The organism is Pedobacter sp. BS3 (assembly GCF_008274585.1).
Taxonomy (GTDB): Bacteria; Bacteroidota; Bacteroidia; order Sphingobacteriales; family Sphingobacteriaceae; genus Hufsiella_A.
Genome location: NZ_VTRT01000006.1, coordinates 348,389 through 371,258 on the forward strand (window position 1 = coordinate 348,389; position 22,870 = coordinate 371,258).

General features: G+C 42.6%; 19 protein-coding genes. 16 read left to right on the forward strand and 3 right to left on the reverse strand.

Annotated elements, in window-relative coordinates; genetic code table 11:
* Nucleotides 1–16 precede the first annotated feature (16 nt).
* The 6 genes from FW774_RS16515 to FW774_RS16540 all read left to right on the forward strand — a co-directional run bounded on the left by FW774_RS16515 (nucleotide 17) and on the right by FW774_RS16540 (nucleotide 5,847).
* Nucleotides 17–1,990 carry a putative Ig domain-containing protein gene (locus FW774_RS16515; RefSeq protein ID WP_149349313.1) on the forward strand — a complete coding sequence of 658 codons (1,974 nt, stop codon included), beginning with the start codon at nucleotides 17–19 and terminating at the stop codon, nucleotides 1,988–1,990.
* A gap of 152 nt (nucleotides 1,991–2,142) precedes the next feature.
* Nucleotides 2,143–2,916: a glycerophosphodiester phosphodiesterase gene (locus FW774_RS16520; RefSeq protein ID WP_149349314.1), complete on the forward strand. Its 774-nt coding sequence runs from the start codon at nucleotides 2,143–2,145 to the stop codon at nucleotides 2,914–2,916.
* Nucleotides 2,917–3,528: a YdeI/OmpD-associated family protein gene (locus FW774_RS16525; RefSeq protein WP_149349315.1), complete on the forward strand. Its 612-nt coding sequence runs from the start codon at nucleotides 2,917–2,919 to the stop codon at nucleotides 3,526–3,528. It begins immediately after the preceding gene.
* 71 nt (nucleotides 3,529–3,599) lie between these two features.
* The gene (locus FW774_RS16530) at nucleotides 3,600–4,184 is read left to right on the forward strand and encodes a TetR/AcrR family transcriptional regulator (RefSeq protein WP_149349316.1); all 585 of its coding nucleotides are present in this window, start codon (nucleotides 3,600–3,602) and stop codon (nucleotides 4,182–4,184) included.
* A 50-nt stretch (nucleotides 4,185–4,234) separates the two neighbouring features.
* Nucleotides 4,235–4,873 (forward strand): NAD(P)-dependent oxidoreductase, encoded by a 639-nt coding sequence (locus tag FW774_RS16535; RefSeq protein ID WP_149349317.1) that lies wholly within the window; start codon nucleotides 4,235–4,237, stop codon nucleotides 4,871–4,873.
* A 287-nt stretch (nucleotides 4,874–5,160) separates the two neighbouring features.
* Nucleotides 5,161–5,847, forward strand: coding sequence for a hypothetical protein (locus FW774_RS16540; protein WP_149349318.1), 687 nt, complete (start codon nucleotides 5,161–5,163; stop codon nucleotides 5,845–5,847).
* A gap of 36 nt (nucleotides 5,848–5,883) precedes the next feature.
* Here FW774_RS16540 and FW774_RS16545 read toward each other — a convergent pair whose 3' ends face one another.
* On the reverse strand, nucleotides 5,884–7,758 hold the full coding sequence (locus tag FW774_RS16545; protein WP_187774934.1) for a transglutaminase-like domain-containing protein: 1,875 nt from the start codon (nucleotides 7,756–7,758) through the stop codon (nucleotides 5,884–5,886).
* A gap of 195 nt (nucleotides 7,759–7,953) precedes the next feature.
* On the opposite strand from FW774_RS16545, the gene FW774_RS16550 reads away from it, so the two are divergent.
* The 4 genes from FW774_RS16550 to FW774_RS16565 all read left to right on the forward strand — a co-directional run bounded on the left by FW774_RS16550 (nucleotide 7,954) and on the right by FW774_RS16565 (nucleotide 12,047).
* Complete coding sequence (locus FW774_RS16550; RefSeq protein WP_149349320.1) at nucleotides 7,954–9,168, forward strand: O-antigen ligase family protein; 1,215 nt, start codon at nucleotides 7,954–7,956, stop codon at nucleotides 9,166–9,168.
* Nucleotides 9,169–9,236: 68 nt separating this feature from the next.
* A complete protein-coding gene (locus tag FW774_RS16555; protein WP_149349321.1) occupies nucleotides 9,237–10,748 on the forward strand; it encodes a hypothetical protein in 1,512 nt (503 codons plus the stop codon).
* 10 nt (nucleotides 10,749–10,758) lie between these two features.
* Entirely contained in the window at nucleotides 10,759–11,298 is a 540-nt protein-coding gene (locus FW774_RS16560; protein ID WP_149349322.1) for a hypothetical protein, read from the forward strand.
* A 95-nt stretch (nucleotides 11,299–11,393) separates the two neighbouring features.
* Nucleotides 11,394–12,047 carry a hypothetical protein gene (locus FW774_RS16565; RefSeq protein ID WP_149349323.1) on the forward strand — a complete coding sequence of 218 codons (654 nt, stop codon included), beginning with the start codon at nucleotides 11,394–11,396 and terminating at the stop codon, nucleotides 12,045–12,047.
* A gap of 102 nt (nucleotides 12,048–12,149) precedes the next feature.
* Here the strand turns inward: FW774_RS16565 and FW774_RS16570 are convergent, their stop codons facing one another.
* Complete coding sequence (locus FW774_RS16570; RefSeq protein WP_149349324.1) at nucleotides 12,150–13,031, reverse strand: helix-hairpin-helix domain-containing protein; 882 nt, start codon at nucleotides 13,029–13,031, stop codon at nucleotides 12,150–12,152.
* 94 nt (nucleotides 13,032–13,125) lie between these two features.
* On the opposite strand from FW774_RS16570, the gene FW774_RS16575 reads away from it, so the two are divergent.
* Complete coding sequence (locus FW774_RS16575; RefSeq protein ID WP_149349325.1) at nucleotides 13,126–14,883, forward strand: lysophospholipid acyltransferase family protein; 1,758 nt, start codon at nucleotides 13,126–13,128, stop codon at nucleotides 14,881–14,883.
* Nucleotides 14,884–14,963: 80 nt separating this feature from the next.
* The gene (locus tag FW774_RS16580) at nucleotides 14,964–15,536 is read left to right on the forward strand and encodes a hypothetical protein (RefSeq protein ID WP_149349326.1); all 573 of its coding nucleotides are present in this window, start codon (nucleotides 14,964–14,966) and stop codon (nucleotides 15,534–15,536) included.
* Nucleotides 15,537–15,594: 58 nt separating this feature from the next.
* On the opposite strand, the gene FW774_RS16585 is transcribed toward FW774_RS16580, so the two are convergent.
* A complete protein-coding gene (locus FW774_RS16585) occupies nucleotides 15,595–17,037 on the reverse strand; it encodes a hypothetical protein (protein ID WP_149349327.1) in 1,443 nt (480 codons plus the stop codon).
* 194 nt (nucleotides 17,038–17,231) lie between these two features.
* On the opposite strand from FW774_RS16585, the gene FW774_RS16590 reads away from it, so the two are divergent.
* The 4 genes from FW774_RS16590 to FW774_RS16605 all read left to right on the forward strand — a co-directional run bounded on the left by FW774_RS16590 (nucleotide 17,232) and on the right by FW774_RS16605 (nucleotide 22,843).
* Nucleotides 17,232–18,065: an alpha/beta hydrolase gene (locus tag FW774_RS16590; protein ID WP_187774935.1), complete on the forward strand. Its 834-nt coding sequence runs from the start codon at nucleotides 17,232–17,234 to the stop codon at nucleotides 18,063–18,065.
* 102 nt (nucleotides 18,066–18,167) lie between these two features.
* Nucleotides 18,168–19,724 carry an NAD(P)/FAD-dependent oxidoreductase gene (locus FW774_RS16595; protein ID WP_149349328.1) on the forward strand — a complete coding sequence of 519 codons (1,557 nt, stop codon included), beginning with the start codon at nucleotides 18,168–18,170 and terminating at the stop codon, nucleotides 19,722–19,724.
* A gap of 9 nt (nucleotides 19,725–19,733) precedes the next feature.
* Nucleotides 19,734–20,096, forward strand: coding sequence for a CoA-binding protein (locus tag FW774_RS16600; RefSeq protein ID WP_149349329.1), 363 nt, complete (start codon nucleotides 19,734–19,736; stop codon nucleotides 20,094–20,096).
* Nucleotides 20,097–20,284: 188 nt separating this feature from the next.
* Nucleotides 20,285–22,843: a phosphocholine-specific phospholipase C gene (locus FW774_RS16605; RefSeq protein WP_149349330.1), complete on the forward strand. Its 2,559-nt coding sequence runs from the start codon at nucleotides 20,285–20,287 to the stop codon at nucleotides 22,841–22,843.
* Nucleotides 22,844–22,870: the final 27 nt, after the last annotated feature.

Sequence of the window (22,870 nt, forward strand, 5' to 3'; positions counted from 1 at the left end):
CTTTTGAATTTCTAATATGCAATTTCTAACCAAATTATTTCCCAATTCCGGATTAAAGCGCAGCATGTTGCTGCTGATACCCGGTTTACTGTTGCTAAACAATACATTAACCGCTGCACCGGTAAAGCCGGCAAGCTCCTGGTTTGATGAAATGTTACAGACCTGCACATCGGCAAAAACAGAGTGGCAAAAAAACGCCAAAGAAACCTGGGCGGCCTTACGTGCCAAATATAACAGCAACACTACGGCCATGCTTGAAATGAGCTGGGAGGAGCGTGACAATATCTGGAACGCAAATGTTCCGCCGGAAAATATCTACCCGGTGCTGGCCGCTCGCTATCAGCGGGCATACCGTACGTCCTGTAACGAACGTGGTGTTGCTCCTCAATCGCTTGACACTAACGTTGTTAACCTGGATGGATTAAAAAAAGTTCGGGCCGTTTACCTGCAATCGCGAAAAGCAGAATACGTTATTCTTACGCCCAAACCAGGCAGTAAACCTGCCATTAATAACGCGGCCGTATATGGCGTACGCCCGGGACATGAGCTGATTTATCGTGTAGCGGCAACAGGAAAACGTCCGCTTACATATTCGGTAAAAGGGCTGCCCGCCGGTTGTACATTTGATAAAGCCAGCGGTGTGATACACGGCGTGGTGAATAAAGCAGGCAATTATACCCTGACCCTGCATGCGGAAAATCAATATGGATTTGCCGAAAAGACAGTTACCCTGAAAGTTGGCGATGCCATTGCGCTCACGCCGCCTATGGGCTGGAACAGCTGGAATTCCTTTGCCTGCGATGTAACGGCGAAAGATATCATCAATACAGCCGATGAGCTGATAAAAACCGGGCTGGCCGATTATGGCTGGTCGTACGTAAATATTGACGATTGCTGGATGAAGCTGCCCGGTCAAACCGATATGGATAAAAGCGCTGTAAAAACAGCCGCGGAAGAATTTATGAGCCGCAAGATGCCCGGCCGTAAAAAAGGAAATCGCATCCGGTTTAACGAACCGGAAGTTACTGGCAATACCCGCGATGCAAACGGTAATATTATCTCCAATGCCGATTTTAAGGATATGAAAGGTCTGACCGATTATATTCACCGTTATGGCTTAAAAGCCGGTTTATATATTTCGCCCGGCCCGTTAACCTGCCAGTGCTATGAAGGCAGTTACGGGCACGAAACCCAGGATGCCCGCCAGTTTGCCGATTGGGGTTTTGACTACCTGAAATACGACTGGTGCAGCTATGGTAATGTGGTTGAGAAACCAACCCTGGAGCAGGCTATAGCGCCTTATAAACTCATGGGCGATGCATTGAAGAAGGCCGAGCGGGATATCGTATACAGTTTGTGTCAATATGGACGGCAGGATGTGTGGAAGTGGGGGCCTGATGTGGGTGGCAATTGCTGGCGTACAACTGGCGATATCCGTGATACCTGGGCCAGTGTACTCAAAATAGGCTTCGGACAAGCCGGGCTGGAAAGCTTTGCCGGGCCGGGACATTGGAACGACCCCGATATGCTGGTTGTGGGCTATGTGGGCTGGAGCAAGAACCTGCGGCCAACTTACCTGTCGCCGAATGAACAATATACGCACATCACCTTATGGAGCCTGCTGGCCTCGCCATTGCTGATAGGGTGCGATCTGACCCGGCTGGATGATTTTACCCGCGGACTGCTGACCAATGCCGAGGTAATTTCAGTTAACCAGGATGCGTTGGGTAAGCAGGCTGCACGTATGGTCAATGCCGGCGATGTACAGGTGTGGGTTAAGCAACTGGCAGATGGCACTGTTGCAGCAGGCGTTTTCAACACCGGCGACAAACCGACGGATTATACCTTAAAGCTTTCTGATCTGAACCTGCATGGTACGTATCAGGTACGGGACCTGTGGCGGCAGCAGGATGCAGGGAAAACAACCGGAACATTTGACGTAAAATTAAACCGGCATGGTGTTCAGTTGTATAAGCTTACAAAACTTTAAAAAATAGAAACAGAATTGTTTATGTAAATTGTATATATTAGCCGGAACAAAACAAAATAATATGAAATCAGGATGGTTAAAATAAAATCAGGAAGAGGTATCTTTAACTATCAGCAGGTTCCATCTAACTAATAAACATAAAAAGTAAACCAATGAAATTTAAGTCAACAATCAGCGTGCTTCTTTTATTAACTGTTACATTTGCCGCTATGGCGAAGAAGCCTAAAACAAAAGTTATTGCCCATCGTGGTGTCTGGAAATCTACCAACCTGCCGCAAAATTCAATTGCCTCATTAGATGCAGCTATTAAGCTGGGATGTTACGGCTCTGAATTTGATGTGCATATCACCAAAGATGATGTGCTGGTAGTGAACCATGATCCCGATTTTTATGGTATCAAAATAGCTACGGCCACCTACCAGGATCTGCTGGCCAAAAAGCATCCCAACGGCGAGTCAATTCCAACCCTGGAAGAATACCTGACAGAAGGCCTGAAACAGAAAAAGACCCGCCTGATATTAGAGATCAAGAGCTCAACCAGTAAAGAGCGTACCATTAAAAATGCCGAAATGTGCGTGGCTGCCGTACAAAAGCTTAAAGCAGACAAGCTGGTAGATTATATCATGTTTGATTTTGATGCCGGTAAACGTGTAGCCGAGCTGGTGCCTCATGCTAATATCGCTTACCTTAACGGCGATCGTAGCCCGGCGGAAGTAAAAGCAGTAGGCTACAACGGTATCGATTATCATTTCAGTGTTTTCGATAAACATCCCGATTGGATTGCAGAAGCCAAAAAAGAAGGCGTAAGCATTAACGTCTGGACAGTTAATACAAAAGAAGACATGCAGAAGTTCATCAGTCAAAAGGTAGACTTCATCACCACTAACGAGCCCGAACTATTGTTCGATGTTTTAAAAGGAAAGTAGATGGAAAAATTCGACCAGCGGGTTGACAACTATATTGCCAAATCGCCTGATTTTGCAAAACCCGTGTTGAATTACATCCGTCAGGTTGTACATAAAGCCGTGCCCCAGGTTATCGAAACGATAAAATGGGGCATGCCTTTTTTTGAATATAAGGGCAATGTTTGTGGTATGGCCGCATTCAAGCAGCATTGTGCGTTTGTGCTGTGGCACGGCAGCCAGTTGCCTGACCCGCATCATATTCTAAAAAAATCCGAAGATGGCGATATGGGACAGTTGGGACATATTACCAAGCTGGAAGATCTCCCGTCCGGATCCATCCTGACCGAATATCTCCAGGCAGCCGTCCGGCTGAACGAAGCCGGTGTAAAATTAAAGCGGGAAAAGCCTGTTAAAGAAAAGTTACCATTAGAAGTTCCTGCCGGTTTACTTGCCGAACTGGACAAAAATCCCAAGGCTTCATCTGTTTTCTATGCATTCAGCTACTCGCATAAAAAAGAGTACGTAGAATGGATCACCGAGGCTAAAACAGAAGCAACCCGCTCAAAACGCATAGCCACCACTATTGAATGGCTGTCGGAAGACAAATCCCGGAACTGGAAATACCAGCGCTGATTGTTAGCTGAACGTAAAAACTAAGGCAACCTCATTAACATACCAACTGGTATGTATATTTTTGTTTCGTTATGCAGGATACCCGTACTCAGATACTGAATAAAAACTTTGAGGCAATGCGTAAACACGGTTTTCAGGGTTTACGCACCGATAAGGTAATAGCCGGATTAGGTATTACCAAGGGCGCATTTTATCACTATTTCCCCACTAAAATGGATGTCGGCTATGCCATTGTGAACGAAATTATTGCACCTCAGTATATCAGTGACTGGGCCAATCTGGTGCGGGAAGATCTTCCGGTAATTGACGCTATTATTGAGGCGTTAAACCGGATAAAAGGCTATTCCAATCCGGAAAACATCCATCTGGGATGTCCTTTAAATAACCTGATACAGGAAATGGCACCTTTGGATGAAGGTTTTAGAGATGCCCTACTGAACATTGTGGATACAGAAACTCAGCTTATTGCCCGGGCATTAGCTCATGCCCAGCAACAAAAACAGGTTCGTAACAACTTTAATCCTGAGCATATCGCCGTATACATCATTTCATCGTTAGAAGGATGTTATTCTATAGCCAAATTGTTCCAGAGTTATGAGCTGTTTTGCAATAGCTTTGATGAATTAGTGGGTTATGTTAACCGTTTAAGGGAATAAATTTTTTTAATAACAACATACAAACTGGTATGTATAAAATAATAAACAAGATGAAAATAGCACTTATCGGAGCCGGATTTACAGGCTCGGCAGTTTTAAATGAAGCATTAAGCAGGGGAATGGAAGTGACCGTAATTGTCCGGCATCCCGAAAAGGTAACCGTTAAAAGTAATAATCTGCATGTAGTTAAAGCAGATGTATTGCATGAAGACATCAGCGGTTTACTGGCCGGGCATGATGCGGTTATCAGTACCTATAATGCAGGTTGGGACAATGAAAACCTGTATAACGATTTTATAAAAGGTTCGGAGAACCTACAAGCCGCTGCGAAAAAATCAGGCGTAAAACGACTGCTGGTAATAGGCGGAGCCGGAAGCCTGGAAGTAGCTCCGGGTGTGCAGGCTGTAGATACACCGGAATTTCCGGCAGCCTGGAAAACAGGTGCGACCGCGGCACGCGATTACCTGAATATTCTTAAAAAAGAAGAACAACTGGACTGGACTTTTTTAAGCCCCGCATTTCACCTGGAGCCTGGTCAGCGTACCGGCAAATTTCGCCTGGGTAAAGATAACCCGGTGGTTGATGCGAACGGAGAGAGCAAAATTTCTGTTGAAGACCTCGCTGTAGCTTTGCTTAATGAAACAGAAAACCCGCAGTTTATCCGTCAGCGGTTTACAGTAGGATATTAAGTTATTGGCAGGTTAGCGATCGGGCGAAGCTCCAGCTTCGTCCGTTTTATACTTAAGTCTCCGGCTATAAGTAATAATATTCTCCGGCCGAGTTTCGTGTCTTCACGAAACTTCTCTGATACCGGCTCATGGAGACACAAACCGGGGCGTTGGTAGTACCAGGAAAAAGAAGGTAGCTCAAAAGTAAATAACACCGTCCGATCGGGCGAAGCTCCAGCTTCGTCCGGTTTACACTTAAGCCTCCGGCTATAAGTAATATATTCCGTCGCCTTTTTGTATCTTTAACAATGATACCCGAAATTAAAATTACCACCGAGTTTCCTGATTCATTACAGGATTTGATAGCGGCCACGTTGAAATATTACCCTGTTGGATTTGATATACCCAATACGCAGTATAGTGGTTATCAGAACCTGTTGAAAATAATTGAGCAAAAAATTGACCTGCTGATAGACCAAAAGCTACCTGACGAATGTGAGGCGCTGGTTAAAAGTGTAAGAGAATCCTTTGGCGACTATGCTATAATTACCGAATTTGAAAGGCAGTTTCCCAATTATTGTTTAACTATAAAACTACTGCATAAAGATCTGGATGAAATAAGCATTTATTATTATCTGAAATTAAAGATCTCGCTTTTAACCAATTACTTTACCATATTTTATAATGAACTCATTCATCATAAAAATATACCGGCCTGGCCAGGACGTTTTGTACCTTTAAGAACATCTGTCATTTCATCAAACATTATGCTTGTTGATCAAGAGCAGAAGTATTTAAACATATTAGCTGCTATAGTAAAAGAGTGTTTCCCCAATTACACGTTTGTAAATCATCGTTTATTATTCAATAGAAGAGTTAGGTACGGAACCCCACATGGTATGGAGGATAATAATTTAACTATCCAATATCCACTTTATAATTTTTTATTTGATAATGATCATACTATTTCGCCAGATACCATTATTGCATTTTAAAAAAACGTGAAAGTTGGCCTCGTTAACTAAGTCACTTTACCACCATACTTGCTTACCATTTTCGTATGTAAATATACGCTCTTCATGCCCGCGATCCATATCGTGAAGCAATAGCAATGTATTTGATGGAATGTTGAAATATTTCAGTTGCTGGTCATGAGCAATCTGAGTTCCTAACGAAATCCAATTATTGCCGTTCCACATTTTTAATTCATATTTATCTCCTATTATTATAAAATTGGTATCGTTTCTGGGGCAATAGCGTACATAGCTTATCCGGGTGGCATGGGGCAACTCTAAGCCTGCCCATCCGTACGATGATTTTCCGCCCATGAAATAGGTGCCAGGATCATTATCAAATGCATTCTTATATGGAGTTCCTGCGTCGGCAGACACTTCGGGGTAACCCATAACTTTGACCCCTTTCAGTTTAGATAATACCCCCGCCTGGTTTTTGCCATAAAACTCAACTTCTGCCACACTGGCGTTCTTTTTTTCCGGTCCCAGAAATCTTACGTATTTGAATTTTTGAGGGGAATTAATAACCAACTTTTCATATCTGTCTGACGGATGAGTAATTTTGAATAAGGTGACGGAATCTTTAAAATCAGATCGGTTTGCTCCCTGGATTTTAGAGCCAACGGATGCTTTTATATTTTTAATATTGGTTGTCCAGTTCGGATTTTTTCGTGTTAGTGTTAAATTGATCCGGTGTTGATAATCAGGGATAATTTCCCTTAAATTTCCATCTTTTTGAAGTATAAACGGATTACTGGCAGGAATGTATTGATTGCCATAATAATACATAATGATATATGCCAAATCAGAACCCATATTTTTAAAATAAGCATAATCACCCTTAATTGAGCCCCAGCTTTGTGCTTTCCAATCCGTTTTAGCGTAAGTACAAATAACTGCATTATGGAAGCTGTGCCCGGTAGCAGGCTTTTTAACTTTGACTTTAATATTGTAGCATTTGTTGTACTCATGGGTAACATCAATCCGCCTTCTGTTTAACAAATATTCAGGTACTTCTTCTTTGTTATCGGGTTGAGGTATATCCTGAAGCGCAAAGGTCATTCTGTAAGCTTTGGATATCCTGTAGGTAAATTTATTTTTTCGTTTAAATGGGATGGTAGCTCCCTCAAAAGGAAAGTTCTCACCATTTTCTAATAATAGTGTATTCCAATAATGTCCGTTAGGACGATCTCCCCATAGTGGTGTGTAATCAATGCCCACAGGTATGCCATGAGCTCTAAAAATCAGAGCTGTATGCGCTATAATTTGCAGGCAGGATCCTCGCTTGGCCAGCAACATATTACTTGCAGAAATATCAAAAGGATATTCCCAAAGAATGTAATTAGTATCAAGAATTTTTTCGAGAGAGATGTTAACACTTTTAACGGTCTCAATAGTGCTTCTGCCTTTAATCGTATCAAAAAGTGGTTTATAGGCATAAAAAAAGATATTACGCCAATCTTCGGGCTTTTCTCTTAAAATTCTGTACGGTAAAAGATATTCGCAAAAATTATCGAAAGATATATTTTTGTTTTTGTCCGTTTGGTACCAGCGGAAGGCCTGGTCGATATTATCAATCAGGAAGTTGGCCTTAAGCGTATCATAATCCCTGACTATATCCAACTCATCTACTGCCGGATTACCAAATTTATTTAGAATAGAATCCCATTTTGCCCTGATAACCGGCGAATTTTTATAGATAAATTTCTTTCTTTTATGATAGCTGTTAAAAATGGTAAAAATGCTGTCGTAATTATGTATCTCATCACCATCAACATAATACTTATCCGGCATATTACTGATTAAAAAATAAGCTGCCTTTAATTTTTGCTTTTCACCGCTATACTTATAATGGTTTATTACCTTTTCAAGTTCAGTCCTGTTTGATGACATTGATAAAACCGTTTCTACATTCGCTGGTGTTTTAGCACATGAAATAAGGTATAAAGAAATTATAAACAATAAAAAATGTTGTTTAGCAGGCATTGGTTGTTATTTGAAGTTTGGTTGAATTTAATAATAAAATAACAATTACCCTATATTTACATACTTCATCTGTACTATAACCTGAATATAAATCACTTTTGAATGGCTCACTTCGAAAAGCTAATTGTATATTGTTATATGTTGGTGGCCTTATCGGCGTCAATGTGTTTTCATAGCCGTTCATTTATTATCGGGTGTTTAATTGCGGCAGTTTATTTAATAATAAAGTCCTCCGGTATTCTAATTCGACCATTCCTGAAATTTATAATAATGCTCTGCCTTGTTGTACTTACCGGGTTGCTTGCTTTCTTCTTTAAATCACATTCAACGTCCGGTAGGCTGCTAATCTATAAAATATCTCTACCCATGTTGAATGAGCACTTCATTAATGGGGTTGGTTGGGGGAAGTTTCCTAATAGTTACATGCATTACCAGGAAAAGTATTTTGAATCAGGAAAGTATACAATATCAGAATTACTTTTAGCCGGAAATATACATTATGTTTATAACGATTATTACCAGGTTATCCTTGAACTGGGAATTATTGGGGTAGCAATTGTTATTGGCTATGGTTTTCTTATTTACTTCACAATATCTAATCCTGGTAAGAATATTGGAGTTTCGTTATATCAGGTTGCTATTTTTAACCTCATTGCACTTTCGGTTGCAGCAATTTTTACGTATGTTTTTGAAGTTCTCTGGTTTCAGCTTGTTCTTATTTTATCTGTAGTTTATATATGGCAGCAGAAGCTAAGTCTTAAATCAGGCCGGGTTTGGCTGGTTGCTATTTTTATAACAGGGGCTTTGATGGCACACCATTATGGCAAATACATCCTGCATTACCAGGCTTACCAACAAACTTCGGAAGCCCGGCTATTATTTAAACAGGGATTTTATGACGAGGCTGTCAAGCTGTGCTCCGAGAATTACACCAGGCTTAGACATGATGAGAAATTCCTCAGTTTGTACTCAGAAGCATTACTTTATAATGGTAATTTTGAACGTTGTGAACGTGTATTGGCTGAACTAATTGCTATAAGGAATAATTACATTTATCAAAGGTGGCTGGGGCAATGCTACATAGAACAAAAGCGATATAATCAAGCGGAAGTCGCCTTAATAAAAGCCATCAACATGGTTCCCAACCGTTTTTCGCCAAGATTTGATCTGTTTAACCTGTATATTGGGCAAAAGCAATATAATAAAGCCTATAGCACGGGCAATGCCATTATGCAACTGCCGGTAAAAGTACCATCTTCAATTACCGCGTTTATTAAAAAACAAACCGCAGAGCGTATGATTTATCTAAAAAAATAAAAATATTTTTTGTTTTTTTAAAACTATAGCTAACTTAGGTATAACTAATTAAAACCAATTATACCTAAATGAAATCAAAATTTACTTACACTTTATTCCTTTTATTGCTGATAACAGGGATATTTTATGCCTGCCGCAAGGAATTTTCTAAACCGGATGCCGCCACGCTTGCAAGAGACCTGGCGGACCCAAGTAAACCTCTAACCATAGCAACCGGTAAATTCTATTACCGCTCACTGATTAAACGGGAGGGAAAAATAGTACCCAAAACCGGGAATTCTGTTTCGTCTGAAAAACGGGTCAATAAAAAATATTCGCTCTTTAGTAAAGCAATGCAACTGGAATCATCTAGGTATTATTATCTGGAAATGCCTATAGTGTATAACCAGCGGCATTCTTTAATTGTTAATGAAAATGATGCATCATCTGCCAATGACGTTAACCAAAAAGTTTTAAGGGCCAGCTTTGACCGGCTGGTAATTTATAAGGACAAGCAAACCGGTGTTGTAAACCAGCGCATTATTACCTTTGTGCCCGATGCGGCTTGTATTGGCAAATTCTCAAAAAATGTAAAAAGCAACCGTACCGGCAAATTAGATAAAAATTTTAGCGGTTGGCTGGTTTATCAAAAGTGGGACGGGACTAAGCTGTTTGCCATAAAAATCAAGAACGGCAAACCAGCCGGCCGGCTAACATTTAAACGCGTTAAAAAGAATACTAAACCAACCAAAAACCAAGTTAAAAACTGGGTATGCGTAACATACCATTGGATAGAGTATGAAATTACCTGTTTTACAGTTAGTGCGGAAGAAGGGGATGAAGAAGTTTGCTTTTGGGTACCTACCGGTTATGAATGGGATGAAGAGTCCTGTCATGATGATGGTGTAAATGAAAATCCCGGCGACCCGGAATGTTATGAGGATGATTCTTGTGGGGGAGATGATTGCGAAGAATGTGTAAGTACGCCTTTATTAGATGCTATTTTAAAGAGTACATCAAGCCTGACCGCCGCACAAAAAGCTAAAATCGAAAGTCTTTTAAGTGAAATGAAAGATAATTGTGTAGGAGAAGCAATATATAATTATATGACAAATAATTCCTATACATTTAATTTCTCTGTAAATTCAACAATGTCATATCCGGCAGCGTACAATCCATCTAGTGATGCAATTACAATGCAAGATCCTCAAACTACATCATGGCAAGCATTAGAAGAAGAACTTTTTCATGCATATCAGAACAAGACAATTTCAGGTGGTATAGCACAATATCAGAATCAAGCAGGTTCAGCAAATATTGAATTTGAATCAAAAGTAATAAGGGATATTAACCTATTGATGAATGGTTATATAGGAGGACTTGCAGTTCTAGGAAGTGGTTATACTGATTGGCTTTCTGATATAACAAATGGTTTTACCCAATTCCCGAGTAGTTATTCTACAACAATGGGTTCAGGATATTATATCTTTATGGAGACATTTGTTCAGAACAATCCTGGGTATTCAAGCACATCGATAAATTATCAGATGCCGCCACAAGCTATGTTTCAATTAATTAATAATTCTTCATGCACTCATTAATTTTCTTTATATGAAACTCTTGAATATAATTTTAGCATTATTGATAGCTAATAATCTGTGGGCTCAAAACAAAAAAACTGAGATAAAGGCAGAACGTAATGTATATATCTATAATAGCCCGGAGGATGGTAGATATAAAAGTACAGGGCCTAATAAGTTGATTTCTGTCTACAGAAAAAATTCTATACCGATGGCCTATGATAAGGCTCTTAATTTAAGTCGACTTTCAAATGTTGCATATGCCACTCAAAAGCCTATAACACAATCTGTCATGGAAGTGTTTAGTCGCGGTAGGCTCTCTGAATTAATGCAGGAAAAACCATTATTGGTTAATATGTACATAAATGATAAAGGGAAAATAATTGCGATTAAGTATTTTATAAACGCTAATTCTCAGATAACGCCGGTTGAACTTGAAAAGCTTGAAGATGCACTTAAGAAAAATGTCTCTGTTACTTTCGTAAAGGATGAAGATAATAAAGACTTAATGTGGCCTATATCACAGACAATTTCTTTTGACAAAATTCTAAACAAGACCTATCGATATTAATCTGAAATCCTATAGGCGGGCGGAGTTAGCGATCGGGCGAAGCTCCGGCTTCGTCTGTTTACACTTAAGCCTCCAGCTATAAGTAAATTTTATCTATGTTAAAGGAAAATGGGCTGCCAATTGTTGATTTAATAAAAACTATTCATCATTATTACCCAATAGGACTTTTAAACGAAGAAGCTACAGCACATTATCCCGGTTACCAGGAATTGTGTTTATTGTTGGAAAGAAAGATTAATGATATAATTAATAATAATTTACCAGAGCATTGTTATAAATTATTCATTCAGCTAAAAGAACAATTTAGTAATCAGAAATTTACGGTGTTTGATGAAAACTATTTGCAATTTCCGGCCTATTCGTATAGAATAAATATTAGTGAAATACAAATTGAAAATTTCAGAATAATAACCGATATTAAAATTAAAATATCAAATCTTGCTTCATACTATACTATTTTTAAAGAGATTACCATATTTGACAGAGTGGCCCCTTTAGGCCAAACATCAGAGCGCCTTGCCATGTATGTAATAATTAACAAGGTTGATGATATGGAGTTGGCCGGGATTTGTGATACAATAAATAATTTTTTTTCAGGCTATGAATACCTTGATCATCGATTACTGATGAACATCAAAATTACAGGTGGTGTTCCGCATGGTTTACAGCATCTTGACAAAATCACTTTTCCAATCTACTCCTTTCTTTTTGATAATTATTTAGAATTCGTTAACCATATTGTTAAGTAGCCCCTTCCGGCCAAGTTTCGTGTCTTCACGAAGCTTCTCTTATACCGATTCATGATGACACGAACAAAGGCGTTAGGTACTAAGCGGAATTATTGTAGTTGCTCACTCAAACACCAGGTAAGGCCTTATCTTATTCAGGGTTGCTTCGTCCAGCAGCACAATTTTCCGCAGATCATCAACCGAATGGTAGTTGCCATGTTGTTTACGGTATTGGATAATAGCATTCATCTGCTTATAAGTGAGATAAGGGAACCGTTTCAGATCATCAAGCGTAGCTGTGTTAACTGGCAACGGTTTAATTAATGTAGCGTTGATACTCACCTGGTTTTCAATTTGCTGATACCTCAAAGAATCCATTCCCCACACTTCCATTAATTGTTCTTTGGAATGAAATCCGCCCAGACGATCCCTGTATTTAATAATACGGCGGGCAAATGATGCCCCAATCCCTCTCACTTCCAATAAGCTAAGCGAATCGGCGCTGTTCAGCTCTACGTTAACTGCCGGACGGGCTGCATACGTTTTCTTTTCGTACGGCTGTCGTTGGTAACTTGACGGAATATCGATATACGGTTCCAGCCGGTTGTAGTCATCAGGGGTAATGGAATAGATCTTTTTCAGGTCTTCCTTTTTGTAAAAACGCCCGCCCTTCGAAACATAATTACGAATGATATGCGCCTGCCGCCGGCTTAAGCCCAGTTTCAGCCAGCCATCTTCCTGTAAATTATTAGGATCAAACACAAAATACTGAGGTTTGGCTTTTACGGCATCCATATTTACCTGCCGGTAACTGTATACATGGGCAGGTTGTGCCGAAGCCAGAAATGCCTCGGTTTCTTTAATAAAGGGCTCAAATTGGTAAGCTTTCCCTGCCGGTTCAATAGATTCCAACAGGATTGGAAACAGCGCTACCGCAACGATAATGATGCAAAATACCAGCAGCCCGTTAAGTTCTTTTTTGGTAAAGTCCCAAACCGGTTTCATGTATCTTTTAGGTCAATATTGGCTATTTTAGCCTAAATTTAACAGATATTTCAGAAATTTGAAGCCTGGGGGGGAATTTTTAAAATAAAACCGTATGTCGATAATAACCAAAGAGGAGTTTGCCAAAGCAATCAAGCTCAATAAGCTGCGTATGCCGGGGTTGGCTTCGCTGATGATGGAGCTGATGAAGATCAATGACGTTAATGAGGCATTTGCCAAAGCACAGCACCTGCAAGGCGTAGATTTTATTGACAAAATACTGGAAGTTTTGGGGGTTAAGGTAGAGATCAGCGAAACTGCCCTGCGAAATATCCCTAAGGAAGGCGCTTTTATCGCTATTGCCAATCATCCCTACGGTGGCATAGAAGGCCTGGTACTACTTAAAATATTGTGCACGGTGCGGCCTGATGCCAAGCTGATGGCTAATTTTATCCTGAAAAAGATCCCCAACCTGAGCGATTATTTCATCGCGGTTAATCCGTTTGAAAATATTGACCATTCATCAAGCATCAGCGGAATTAAGAATACGCTTGAACTGCTCAGGCAGGGTACGCCGATCGGTATTTTCCCGGCAGGTGAGGTTTCAACCTTTAAAATAGATACTCAGCAAATAACAGATAAGCTGTGGCACCCCGTAGTTGGAAAAATTATAATGAAAGCAAAAGTGCCGGTTTTGCCTGTCTATTTCCACGGCAATAACGGATTGTTGTTCAACTTGCTGGCGCTCATTCACCCCACCTTACGTACGGCCAAATTGCCGTCAGAGCTGTTTAATAAGCATGGGCATACCATTAAGGTACGCATTGGCAAGCCCATTGATGTGGAGGATATACCTTATGAAAATAATGCCACCAGGCTGCTTGGCTACCTGCGGGCAAAAACGTATGTGCTGGGTGCCGGACTTGAGAATGAGAAAAAACTGCTGCATCCCAGAAACCTGTTCAAAATAAAAAAATACCCGGAACCCGTTGTTCCGCCTGTTGAAACATGGGTAATGGAAGCCGAAGTAGAAAAGCTCCGGAAAAATTACCAGGTATGGTCAGAAAAAAATTACGAGGTATTTATAACCCCGACATCAAATATCCCGGGTATTATCCGGGAGATCGGTCGCTTACGCGAGATAACTTTCCGCGAAGTAGGCGAGGGAACCAATAAGGCTATTGACCTGGATGGCTACGATATTTATTACAACCAGCTATTTATCTGGGATGTAGATGCCAAAATGGTTGTAGGAGCCTATCGCATTGGTAAAGGCGATGAGATTTTTTACAGCATGGGCAAACGTGGCTTTTATACGGCTGAGCTGTTTAAGATCAAAGAGCAGTTTCAGCCGGTATTGCGCAGAAGCCTGGAGCTGGGCCGTTCATGGATACGGAAAGAATACCAGCAAAAGCCCTTACCGCTGTTTTTACTGTGGAAAAGTATCTTAAAGTACATGATCGATAATCCGCAGTACCGCTACATGATAGGGCCGGTGAGCATCAGCAACAGCTTTTCTAAAGTATCCAAGTCGCTGATAGTCGATTTTATCAGCAAATACCATTTTGACCATGAACTGGCGCAATATGTGAAGCCCCGCAAAAAGTTTAAGGTAGATTTTTCCAAATTTGATGCAGAACTGTTGCTGGATGGCAGCAATTCGTTAAAGAGCCTGGATAGCCTGATATCTGATATCGAAATTTCGCACATGAAAGTGCCGGTATTGCTCAGGCAGTATATGACAGCGCTGAATGCTAAAATTATCTGCTTTAATATAGATCCTAAGTTCTCTGATTCACTGGATGGCTTTTTGATTGTAGATCTGGAAAAAGTTCCGCACGAAATGATTGAAAAACTGGGCAAAAACCTGTAATTGCCTGATACGGGGTAAATAAACCGGCAAACAATCTGTTAACCCTGCACGTTGCGTAAACATTATCTACTTGTTTACCTATGAAGCATGTGTGCTTATTTTTAGCCGGTATATTGCTTGTACTTGCAGCAGAGGCGCAGGTAACAGCCCGCCAGATTGCTGCAGATGCCGCTGCATCGGCACTGAAAAGAGGTAATTGGATTGCCGGGGGCGATATCGGCTCTACCAGTTATAACTTTACGTCAAAGGTTTTCCAGATCAGTATTTCGCCAAGCGGAGGTTATTTTTTTACCGATAACCTGGTTGTTGGCGCTATTTTGCCATTGGCATTAACAGATTACGGTGATGGCCACACGTTTAGCTATGGAATTACCCCGTTTGTCCGTTATTATTTCCCTGAAGGCGCTAACAGCGGCAGCCGTTGGTTTATTGAGGGCGCTGCCGGGCTTTCAGATAGCTCAAACAGCGAGGGAACCAATACACCGGCTTCGCTGGTTACAGGAGCCTACGTGGGCTATGCACATTTTGTAGCCAAAAATATAGCACTTGAAGGCAAATTAGGCTATAATTACAGTAAAGCTGATGTTGATGCCGGAGGGAACTCGTCGGGTATAGGTTTGGGCTTCGGATTGCAGATTTACCTGCCCTGGTAAAACAAAAAAGCAGAAAGACTTAACTCTTTCCGCTTTTCGTTTTCAAATTCTCCTGTACTTATTTAACTTGTCCAGGTGTAGTGTAAGGTAATACCTGAGGATCAAAGCTGGCCCATCCTGCTGTCCAGTCGGTGGTGCCGAAGGCGCCTTTATAAGCAACTTTCTCAAAAAATGCATCGGCTACCTTCGCATGTGTAAAAGCAGCTCCCGACGCAGCGGCAGAACCTGATTTAACGGTGAAGTTCGGTTTGCCGTAATAAGTAGTATTTGTGCTGGCTTTGAAATCTGAACCGTATCTTAATGGATCGGTCAGCAGGTCTGTTATAGAACCGCCGGAAACAAAGGAGTTATCAGCTCTTAATGCGGTTTCGAACAAGGCTTTTGACGTAGTGTTAATACCTTTCACTTCATTAGATTTTGCATTACAGCCGTATACCAGGTTGTTTTTAATAACCAATGTGCCGGCAACGAAGTTTGCTGATGAGTTAGAGCCGCTGGTTGGCAAAGCATCGTCAATAAAAATACCTTCGGGGTAATTAGCGAAAACAGAGTTGAACAAGCTGATCGATGAATTACGGCGTATTTGTGCGGCATGCTGGAAGTTAGCGTTGATGCCACTGGTAGAAGTTCCGGACGTCATCGGGCCAACAATGGTCATGTTGCTGAAAACGGCAGACGTTTTAGGTGAATTTGCCGTGCCATTGGCATCGTTATCTGATTCAAAACCGTTTGAGCCGGAAACATCGGCTACTACCTGTGCCCGCTGTGCCAGCCCGAACTGAATTTTACCGGAAAAGCCGTTATCGGTATCAAAGTCATCATCCCATGCGCCGATAGATAATAAGTGCTTACAATTTACAGTACCGCCAAACCATTCAAAAGAATCGTCGCCAGAGCGGTAAACTTCTACATATTCTATGGTAGTACCAGAGCCTACGCCGCCAAAGGTTAATCCGTTGATCTCAGCGTCCGGTAGTAAGGGAATACCGGCAAACTCAATCCGTACATATTTTAAAATACCAGAATTATCTGCATCGTCTGTGCCGCCGAACTGTGCTTTTTCACCAATGCTGGCCGGAATACCTTCTATAGCCACGTTGGTACCTGAATTCACATTAGCTTTACCCAGCAGAATTACGCCACCCCAGTCGCCTTGTGCACGTGCGCCGGCCGGTTGTGATGAGGTGAATACAATCGGTTTATCAACGGTACCTTCGGCAGTGATTTTTGAGCCGCGGGATATAATTAATGCACCTTTGGTTGCTTTATCGCCTTTTATGATAGTGCCCGGCTCTATAGTTAAGGTAGCATTTCCGGTAACAAACACATTGCCTTTCAGTAAGTAGATCTTATCGGCAGTCCAGGTAGTGCTTGCCGTAATATCACTGCTGATCACAACCATGCCGTTGTCGTCTCCCCCGTTATCTGAATCAGAGCTCTTTTTGCAACCACCGGCAAGAATGCCAATTGTTAAAGCGAAAAATAATACGTGTTTTTTCATACTTTTTTAGTTTTTAATTTTTCTCATACAAAGGAAGAAACAACTGTTAACCTGTGTGTTAAGCGGTTTTTAAATAATTATTAAACAACAGCAGGGTGGGTTAACAGAAATTTAACAGTAACTTTTCTGTTGGTGGTTAGTTGCTGGCCGGGTGGTTTTTGATTTTTTGTAAATAATAGTAAACTTGCAGACCAATGATAAAAATTAATACTATGCGTTACCTCATTTACATACTTTTTTTCCTGGGGATCAACAACGCCTTTGCTGCAAAGGTTGATACGGTAGAAACTGTCAGCGCCTCTATGAATAAAAAGATAAAGGCCGTTATTATTACACCTGATGATTATACGTCGGGAAAAGATTTCCCGGTGCTGTACCTGCTGCATGGGTATAGCGGTAATTATTCCAACTGGCCGCAAAAAACCGCCATAAGCCAGTTAGCAGACCGGTATCAGATGATGGTGGTTTGCCCTGACGGCGGTTTTGGCAGCTGGTACCTGGACAGCCCGGTAGACAAAAGCTGGAAATATGAAACCTATGTAACCAAAGAGCTTATCGGTTGGGTAGATAAAACGTATCATACCATTAAAAACCGTACCGGCCGGGCTATCACCGGCTTAAGCATGGGCGGTCACGGAGCGCTTTACCTGGCTTTCAGGCACCAGGATCTGTTCGGGGCGGCCGGCAGCATGAGTGGTGGAGTAGATATACGCCCGTTTCCACTGAAGTGGGATTTAGCTAAACGCCTTGGCTCGTATGCAGAACATCCCGAAAACTGGGAAAAGAACACGGTTATCAATTTAGTGAACCTGCTTACACCCAATTCGCTGGCCTTAGCCATTGAATGCGGAACCGAGGATTTCTTTTACCAGGTAAACCTGAACCTGCATAATTTATTGCTTGAGCGTAATATCCCGCATGATTTTACAACCCGTCCCGGTGCACATAACTGGAACTACTGGAGCAATGCTATTTATTACCAGACCCAGTTTTTTGCACGATATTTTGAGGCGAACGCCAAGGGATAATGCAATTCAGCAATATAGCGATTGAACAATTCAGCAATTGGATAACTAACCATTTTCTAATCATTATCTTTGTCCTGTTCCGGAATAACTATCCGGCAAGATATGATCAAAGAAACAGAATTGGTGCTCCTGCCGCACGAGGTGTCAGATGAGCAGGCATACAAAACCAAAGCATCAGCCCAACTGCATATTCCCCTTAAGCGCATTACGCATGTAAAAATTGCCAGGCGCTCTATTGATGCCCGCAGCAGGCAGGTAATTTATCGCGTTAAGGCGCTGGTATATATCGATGAACAGTCCGTTCCGGAAGTATTCCATGTAAATTATCCGCCTGTAGGCGATAAAAGACCGGTTATTATAGTAGGAGCAGGCCCCGCCGGACTGTTTGCGGCATTACGTTGCATAGAGCTGGGGCTGAAACCGATCATCCTGGAACGCGGAAAAGATGTTAAACAGCGTCGCCGCGATCTGGCCGCTATTAATAAGGAAGGGATGATCAATCCCGAATCCAATTATTGTTTTGGCGAAGGCGGGGCCGGTACCTATTCGGACGGCAAGCTCTACACCCGGTCTGATAAACGGGGCAATGTGAATACTGTACTCCGGACATTGGTAGCTCACGGTGCTGCAGAAGATATCCTGGTCGATGCCCGCCCGCATATCGGTACCAATAAGCTCCCCGGCATTATAACAGCCATCCGCCAAAGTATTCTGAATGCGGGTGGCGAAGTGCATTTTAACTGTAAAGTGACCGGTTTCCTGCAATCCGGCGGCGTTGTGAAAGGCGTTAAAACAGCCTCAGGCGATACTTATGCCGCAAATGCGGTAATTCTGGCAACCGGTCATTCAGCCCGCGATATTTTCCATATATTCAAAAAAGAAGGCCTGCTGCTTGAACCGAAACCTTTTGCAATGGGCGTCCGCATCGAGCATCCGCAGGCGCTCATAGACCAGGCTCAATATCATTGCGCTGTACGCGATGAACACTTGCCGCCATCGTATTACAGCCTGGTAGAGCAGGTAGACGGTCGCGGCGTATTCTCATTCTGCATGTGCCCCGGCGGAATTATTGCACCTTGTGCAACAGATCACAATGAAATTGTAGTAAATGGCTGGTCGCCCTCAAAGCGAAATAACCCGTATGCCAATTCAGGTACCGTAGTGCAGGTAAACCTGGACGATGTGCCCGGGGCAGCCAATGATCCGTTCAGGATGCTGGATTTTCAGGCCGCGGCTGAGCAGAAGGCTTTTTTGTACGGCGGCGGAAACCTGGTGGCGCCGGCTCAGCGTATGGTAGACTTTGTTGAAGGTAGAATATCTGTCAACCTGCCGGAAAACTCTTATCTGCCCGGAACAAAAAGCGTTGCTTTGCATGAAGTTTTACCTCCAATGGTTTATCACCGTTTAAGAAAAGCCCTGCCGGTTTTTGGGAAGAAAATGCCCGGTTATTATACAAACGAAGCTATCCTGGTTGGTGTTGAATCCCGTACATCCTCGCCTATACGCATTCCCCGCGATAAAGAAACATTGCAACATCCACAATTAAAAGGACTATTTCCTTGCGGCGAGGGAGCCGGTTATGCCGGTGGAATTGTTTCGGCAGCTATAGATGGCATGAATTGTGCGGAGGCAATAAGTAAGTGGTATCATAAAGATTGAGTTAGCGCTATGAACAAGAAGACACTAATTATAGGAGCAACACCAAACACCGGCCGGTATGCCTATCTGGCAGCTAATAAATTGGTTGCCTACGGACATGATATTGTGAACGTGGGAATTAAACAAGGGGTAGTTGCCGGTATCCCGATTGAAAAGCCTGAAACGATACATACAGATATCGATACAATAACGCTATATATTGGCCCGCATAGCCAGCCGCCGCTGTACGATTATATTTTGCAAACCAAGCCAAAACGTATCATTTTTAATCCCGGCACGGAAAACCCGGAATTAGAGAAATTGGCCAGAATCAATGGCATTGAACCTGTTGAAGCGTGCACACTGGTATTGCTTTCTACAGGGCAATATTGATCTTTCTATCAGAAATAACCCAACCCTGATCTGTTGCATGTTCCGGCTCGGATCATTTATCAGTCAACCTGTTCCCAGGCTGGAATTGTAAATTTGTTGTGATGTTTTGATGGGTATCCTGGTAAGCGTGGAAAGTTCTTTCATTAACTTTTGTATATTACCTGCGGCTAACCAATCAGCATATTTAAATGGATACCAGAAGAGAATTTATCAGGAAATCACTTTTATTATCAGGAGCAGCAGGGCTTTCAACCGTTATTCCGCCGTCAATTCAGCGGGCGCTGGCCATTAACCCCGAACCGGGCAGTACCTATTTAGATGCGGAGCACGTCGTTATCTTAATGCAGGAAAACCGCTCGTTCGATCACTGTTTCGGTTCATTGCAGGGCGTACGGGGCTTCAACGATCCCCGTGCATTCAGGCTGGCAAACGGAAACCCGGTCTGGCTGCAAACCAACGCCGTTGGTGATACGTATGTCCCGTTCCGGCTCGATATCCGTAATACCAAGGCAACCTGGATGGGTAGTCTGCCGCACGACAGGTCTTCCCAGGTTGACGCATATAATAACGGGCTGCATGATAAATGGCTGCTTGCCAAACGGCCTTCCAATAAAAAATATGCCGATATGCCTTTAACACTGGGGTATTATAACCGTGAAGATCTGCCGTTCAATTACGCTTTAGCGGATGCGTTTACCGTCTGCGATCAGAATTTCTCATCGGCCATGACCAGCACCTGGCCTAACCGGCATTACATGTGGACCGGTGCGATACGGGAGCAACCTCATTCGGCAGATTCCCGGGCGCACATCCGTAATGACCTGGATTATGCCGAGGCTAAATGGAGAACCTTTCCCGAATTGCTTGAAAAGAATGGTATCTCCTGGAAGATATACCAGAATGATCTAACCTGCGGCGGCGGTTTTGAAGGCGAGGAGAGAGCGTGGCTATCTAATTTTATTTGTAATACGCTCGAATATTTTTCGCAATATAATATCAAGTTTGCTGAACGGTATACCCAGGGGCTTCAGGAACAACTGGCAAAGCTGCCAGCCGAAATAAGTGTACTTGAAAAAAAGCTTGAGGCAATGGCTTCAACAGATAGTGCATTTGAAAAAACACAAAAGGCAATAGAAAAAAAACGTGAAGTATTGGCTAATGCTCAGGCAGAACTCAGGGTATGGACAAAAGCCAATTATGATAAGCTGCCGCAGAGCCAGAAAAACCTGTTTGAAAAAGCGTTTACCACCAACAAAGAAGATCCCGATTACCATACGCTGGCCCCGTTAACCTATTCAGACAATGGTACAGAGCGGACGGTTACTATTCCTAAAGGCGATATCTTCCATCAGTTCAGAAAAGATGTGAATACCGGTAAGCTGCCTGCAGTATCGTGGTTAGTAGCGCCGCAACGGTTCTCAGACCATCCTTCCGCACCCTGGTACGGTTCCTGGTATGTTTCAGAGGTGCTGGATATCCTTACCGAAAATCCCGAAGTATGGAAGAAAACCATTTTTATTCTTACCTATGATGAAAATGACGGCTACTTTGACCATGTACCGCCTTTTATGCCGCCGCATCCTACCCGGCCCAATACCGGAAAATGCTCTGCCGGCATAGATACGGCAATAGAATATATCCCTCTGGAGCAGGAGCTGAAATTTGGCGTTCCCGAAAAATCTGCCCGGGGTGCGCATATTGGTCTGGGGTACCGCGTTCCTATGATCATTGCCTCGCCCTGGAGTCGTGGTGGACGCGTAAATTCCCAGGTGTTTGACCACACTTCCATGCTGCAGTTTTTAGAAAACTTTCTGAGCAAAAAAACAGGCTCCGCAATTACCGAAGACAATATAAGTGCATGGCGGCGTACCGTTTGTGGCGACCTCACCTCCGTATTTACAGCTTATCAGCTCCAGGGAAAGGAAAAAGACTTTGTACTCAAAAGAGATCCGTTCATTGAAAAGATTTACAATGCCCGCTACAAGCAGGAACCGTCGGCTTATAAAGCGCTTTCAACTGCTGAAATAACGCAATTGAGAGAGGATCTGTTCACCCTGCCGGTGATGCCGGAGCAGGAAAAAGGGATACGGCCGGCCTGTGCTTTACCTTACCAGCTATACGCCGATGGAAATTTAAGCGCTGATGGCAAACGTTTTGAGCTGCAGCTAAAAGCCGCAAAAGATATCTTTGGCAAAAGAGCAGCCGGATCGCCATTTACGGTATATGCGCCGGGAAATTTCAGGGCCGAAGATCAAAAAAACGGTTTTGATAAGATGCGTAACTGGCAATACGCCGTTGCCGCAGGCGACAGCCTGACGGATACATGGGCTACCGATGCATTTGAAAATGGGCTGTACCATTTGCGTGTATATGGCCCGAATGGTTTCTGCCGGGAATATGCAGGAGACGCTGCCGGCCCTAATATCCAGGTTTATTGTGATTATGAAAGAGAAAAAGGCAATGCCCAAAAATTGAGCGGAAACATTGTATTGCTTCTGAAAAACCTGGATCCGGACCGCGACTACACCATCAGGCTTACAGATGCCTACCAGAAAAATAAGGTACAGCAAATGCCGTTAAAACAAAACGGGAAACTGCAGATACCGGTTAACCTTCAGAAAAGCTTTGGATGGTATGATGTAAGCGTACAGGTGCAGGGCTACCCGCAATTTCAGAAACATTATGCAGGTCACGTAGAAACAGGCAAAGAAAGCTTTACCGACCCGTTAATGGGCCAAGTGGTTTGAGAGCGTGCTGGTTAGAGAGGCGATTTT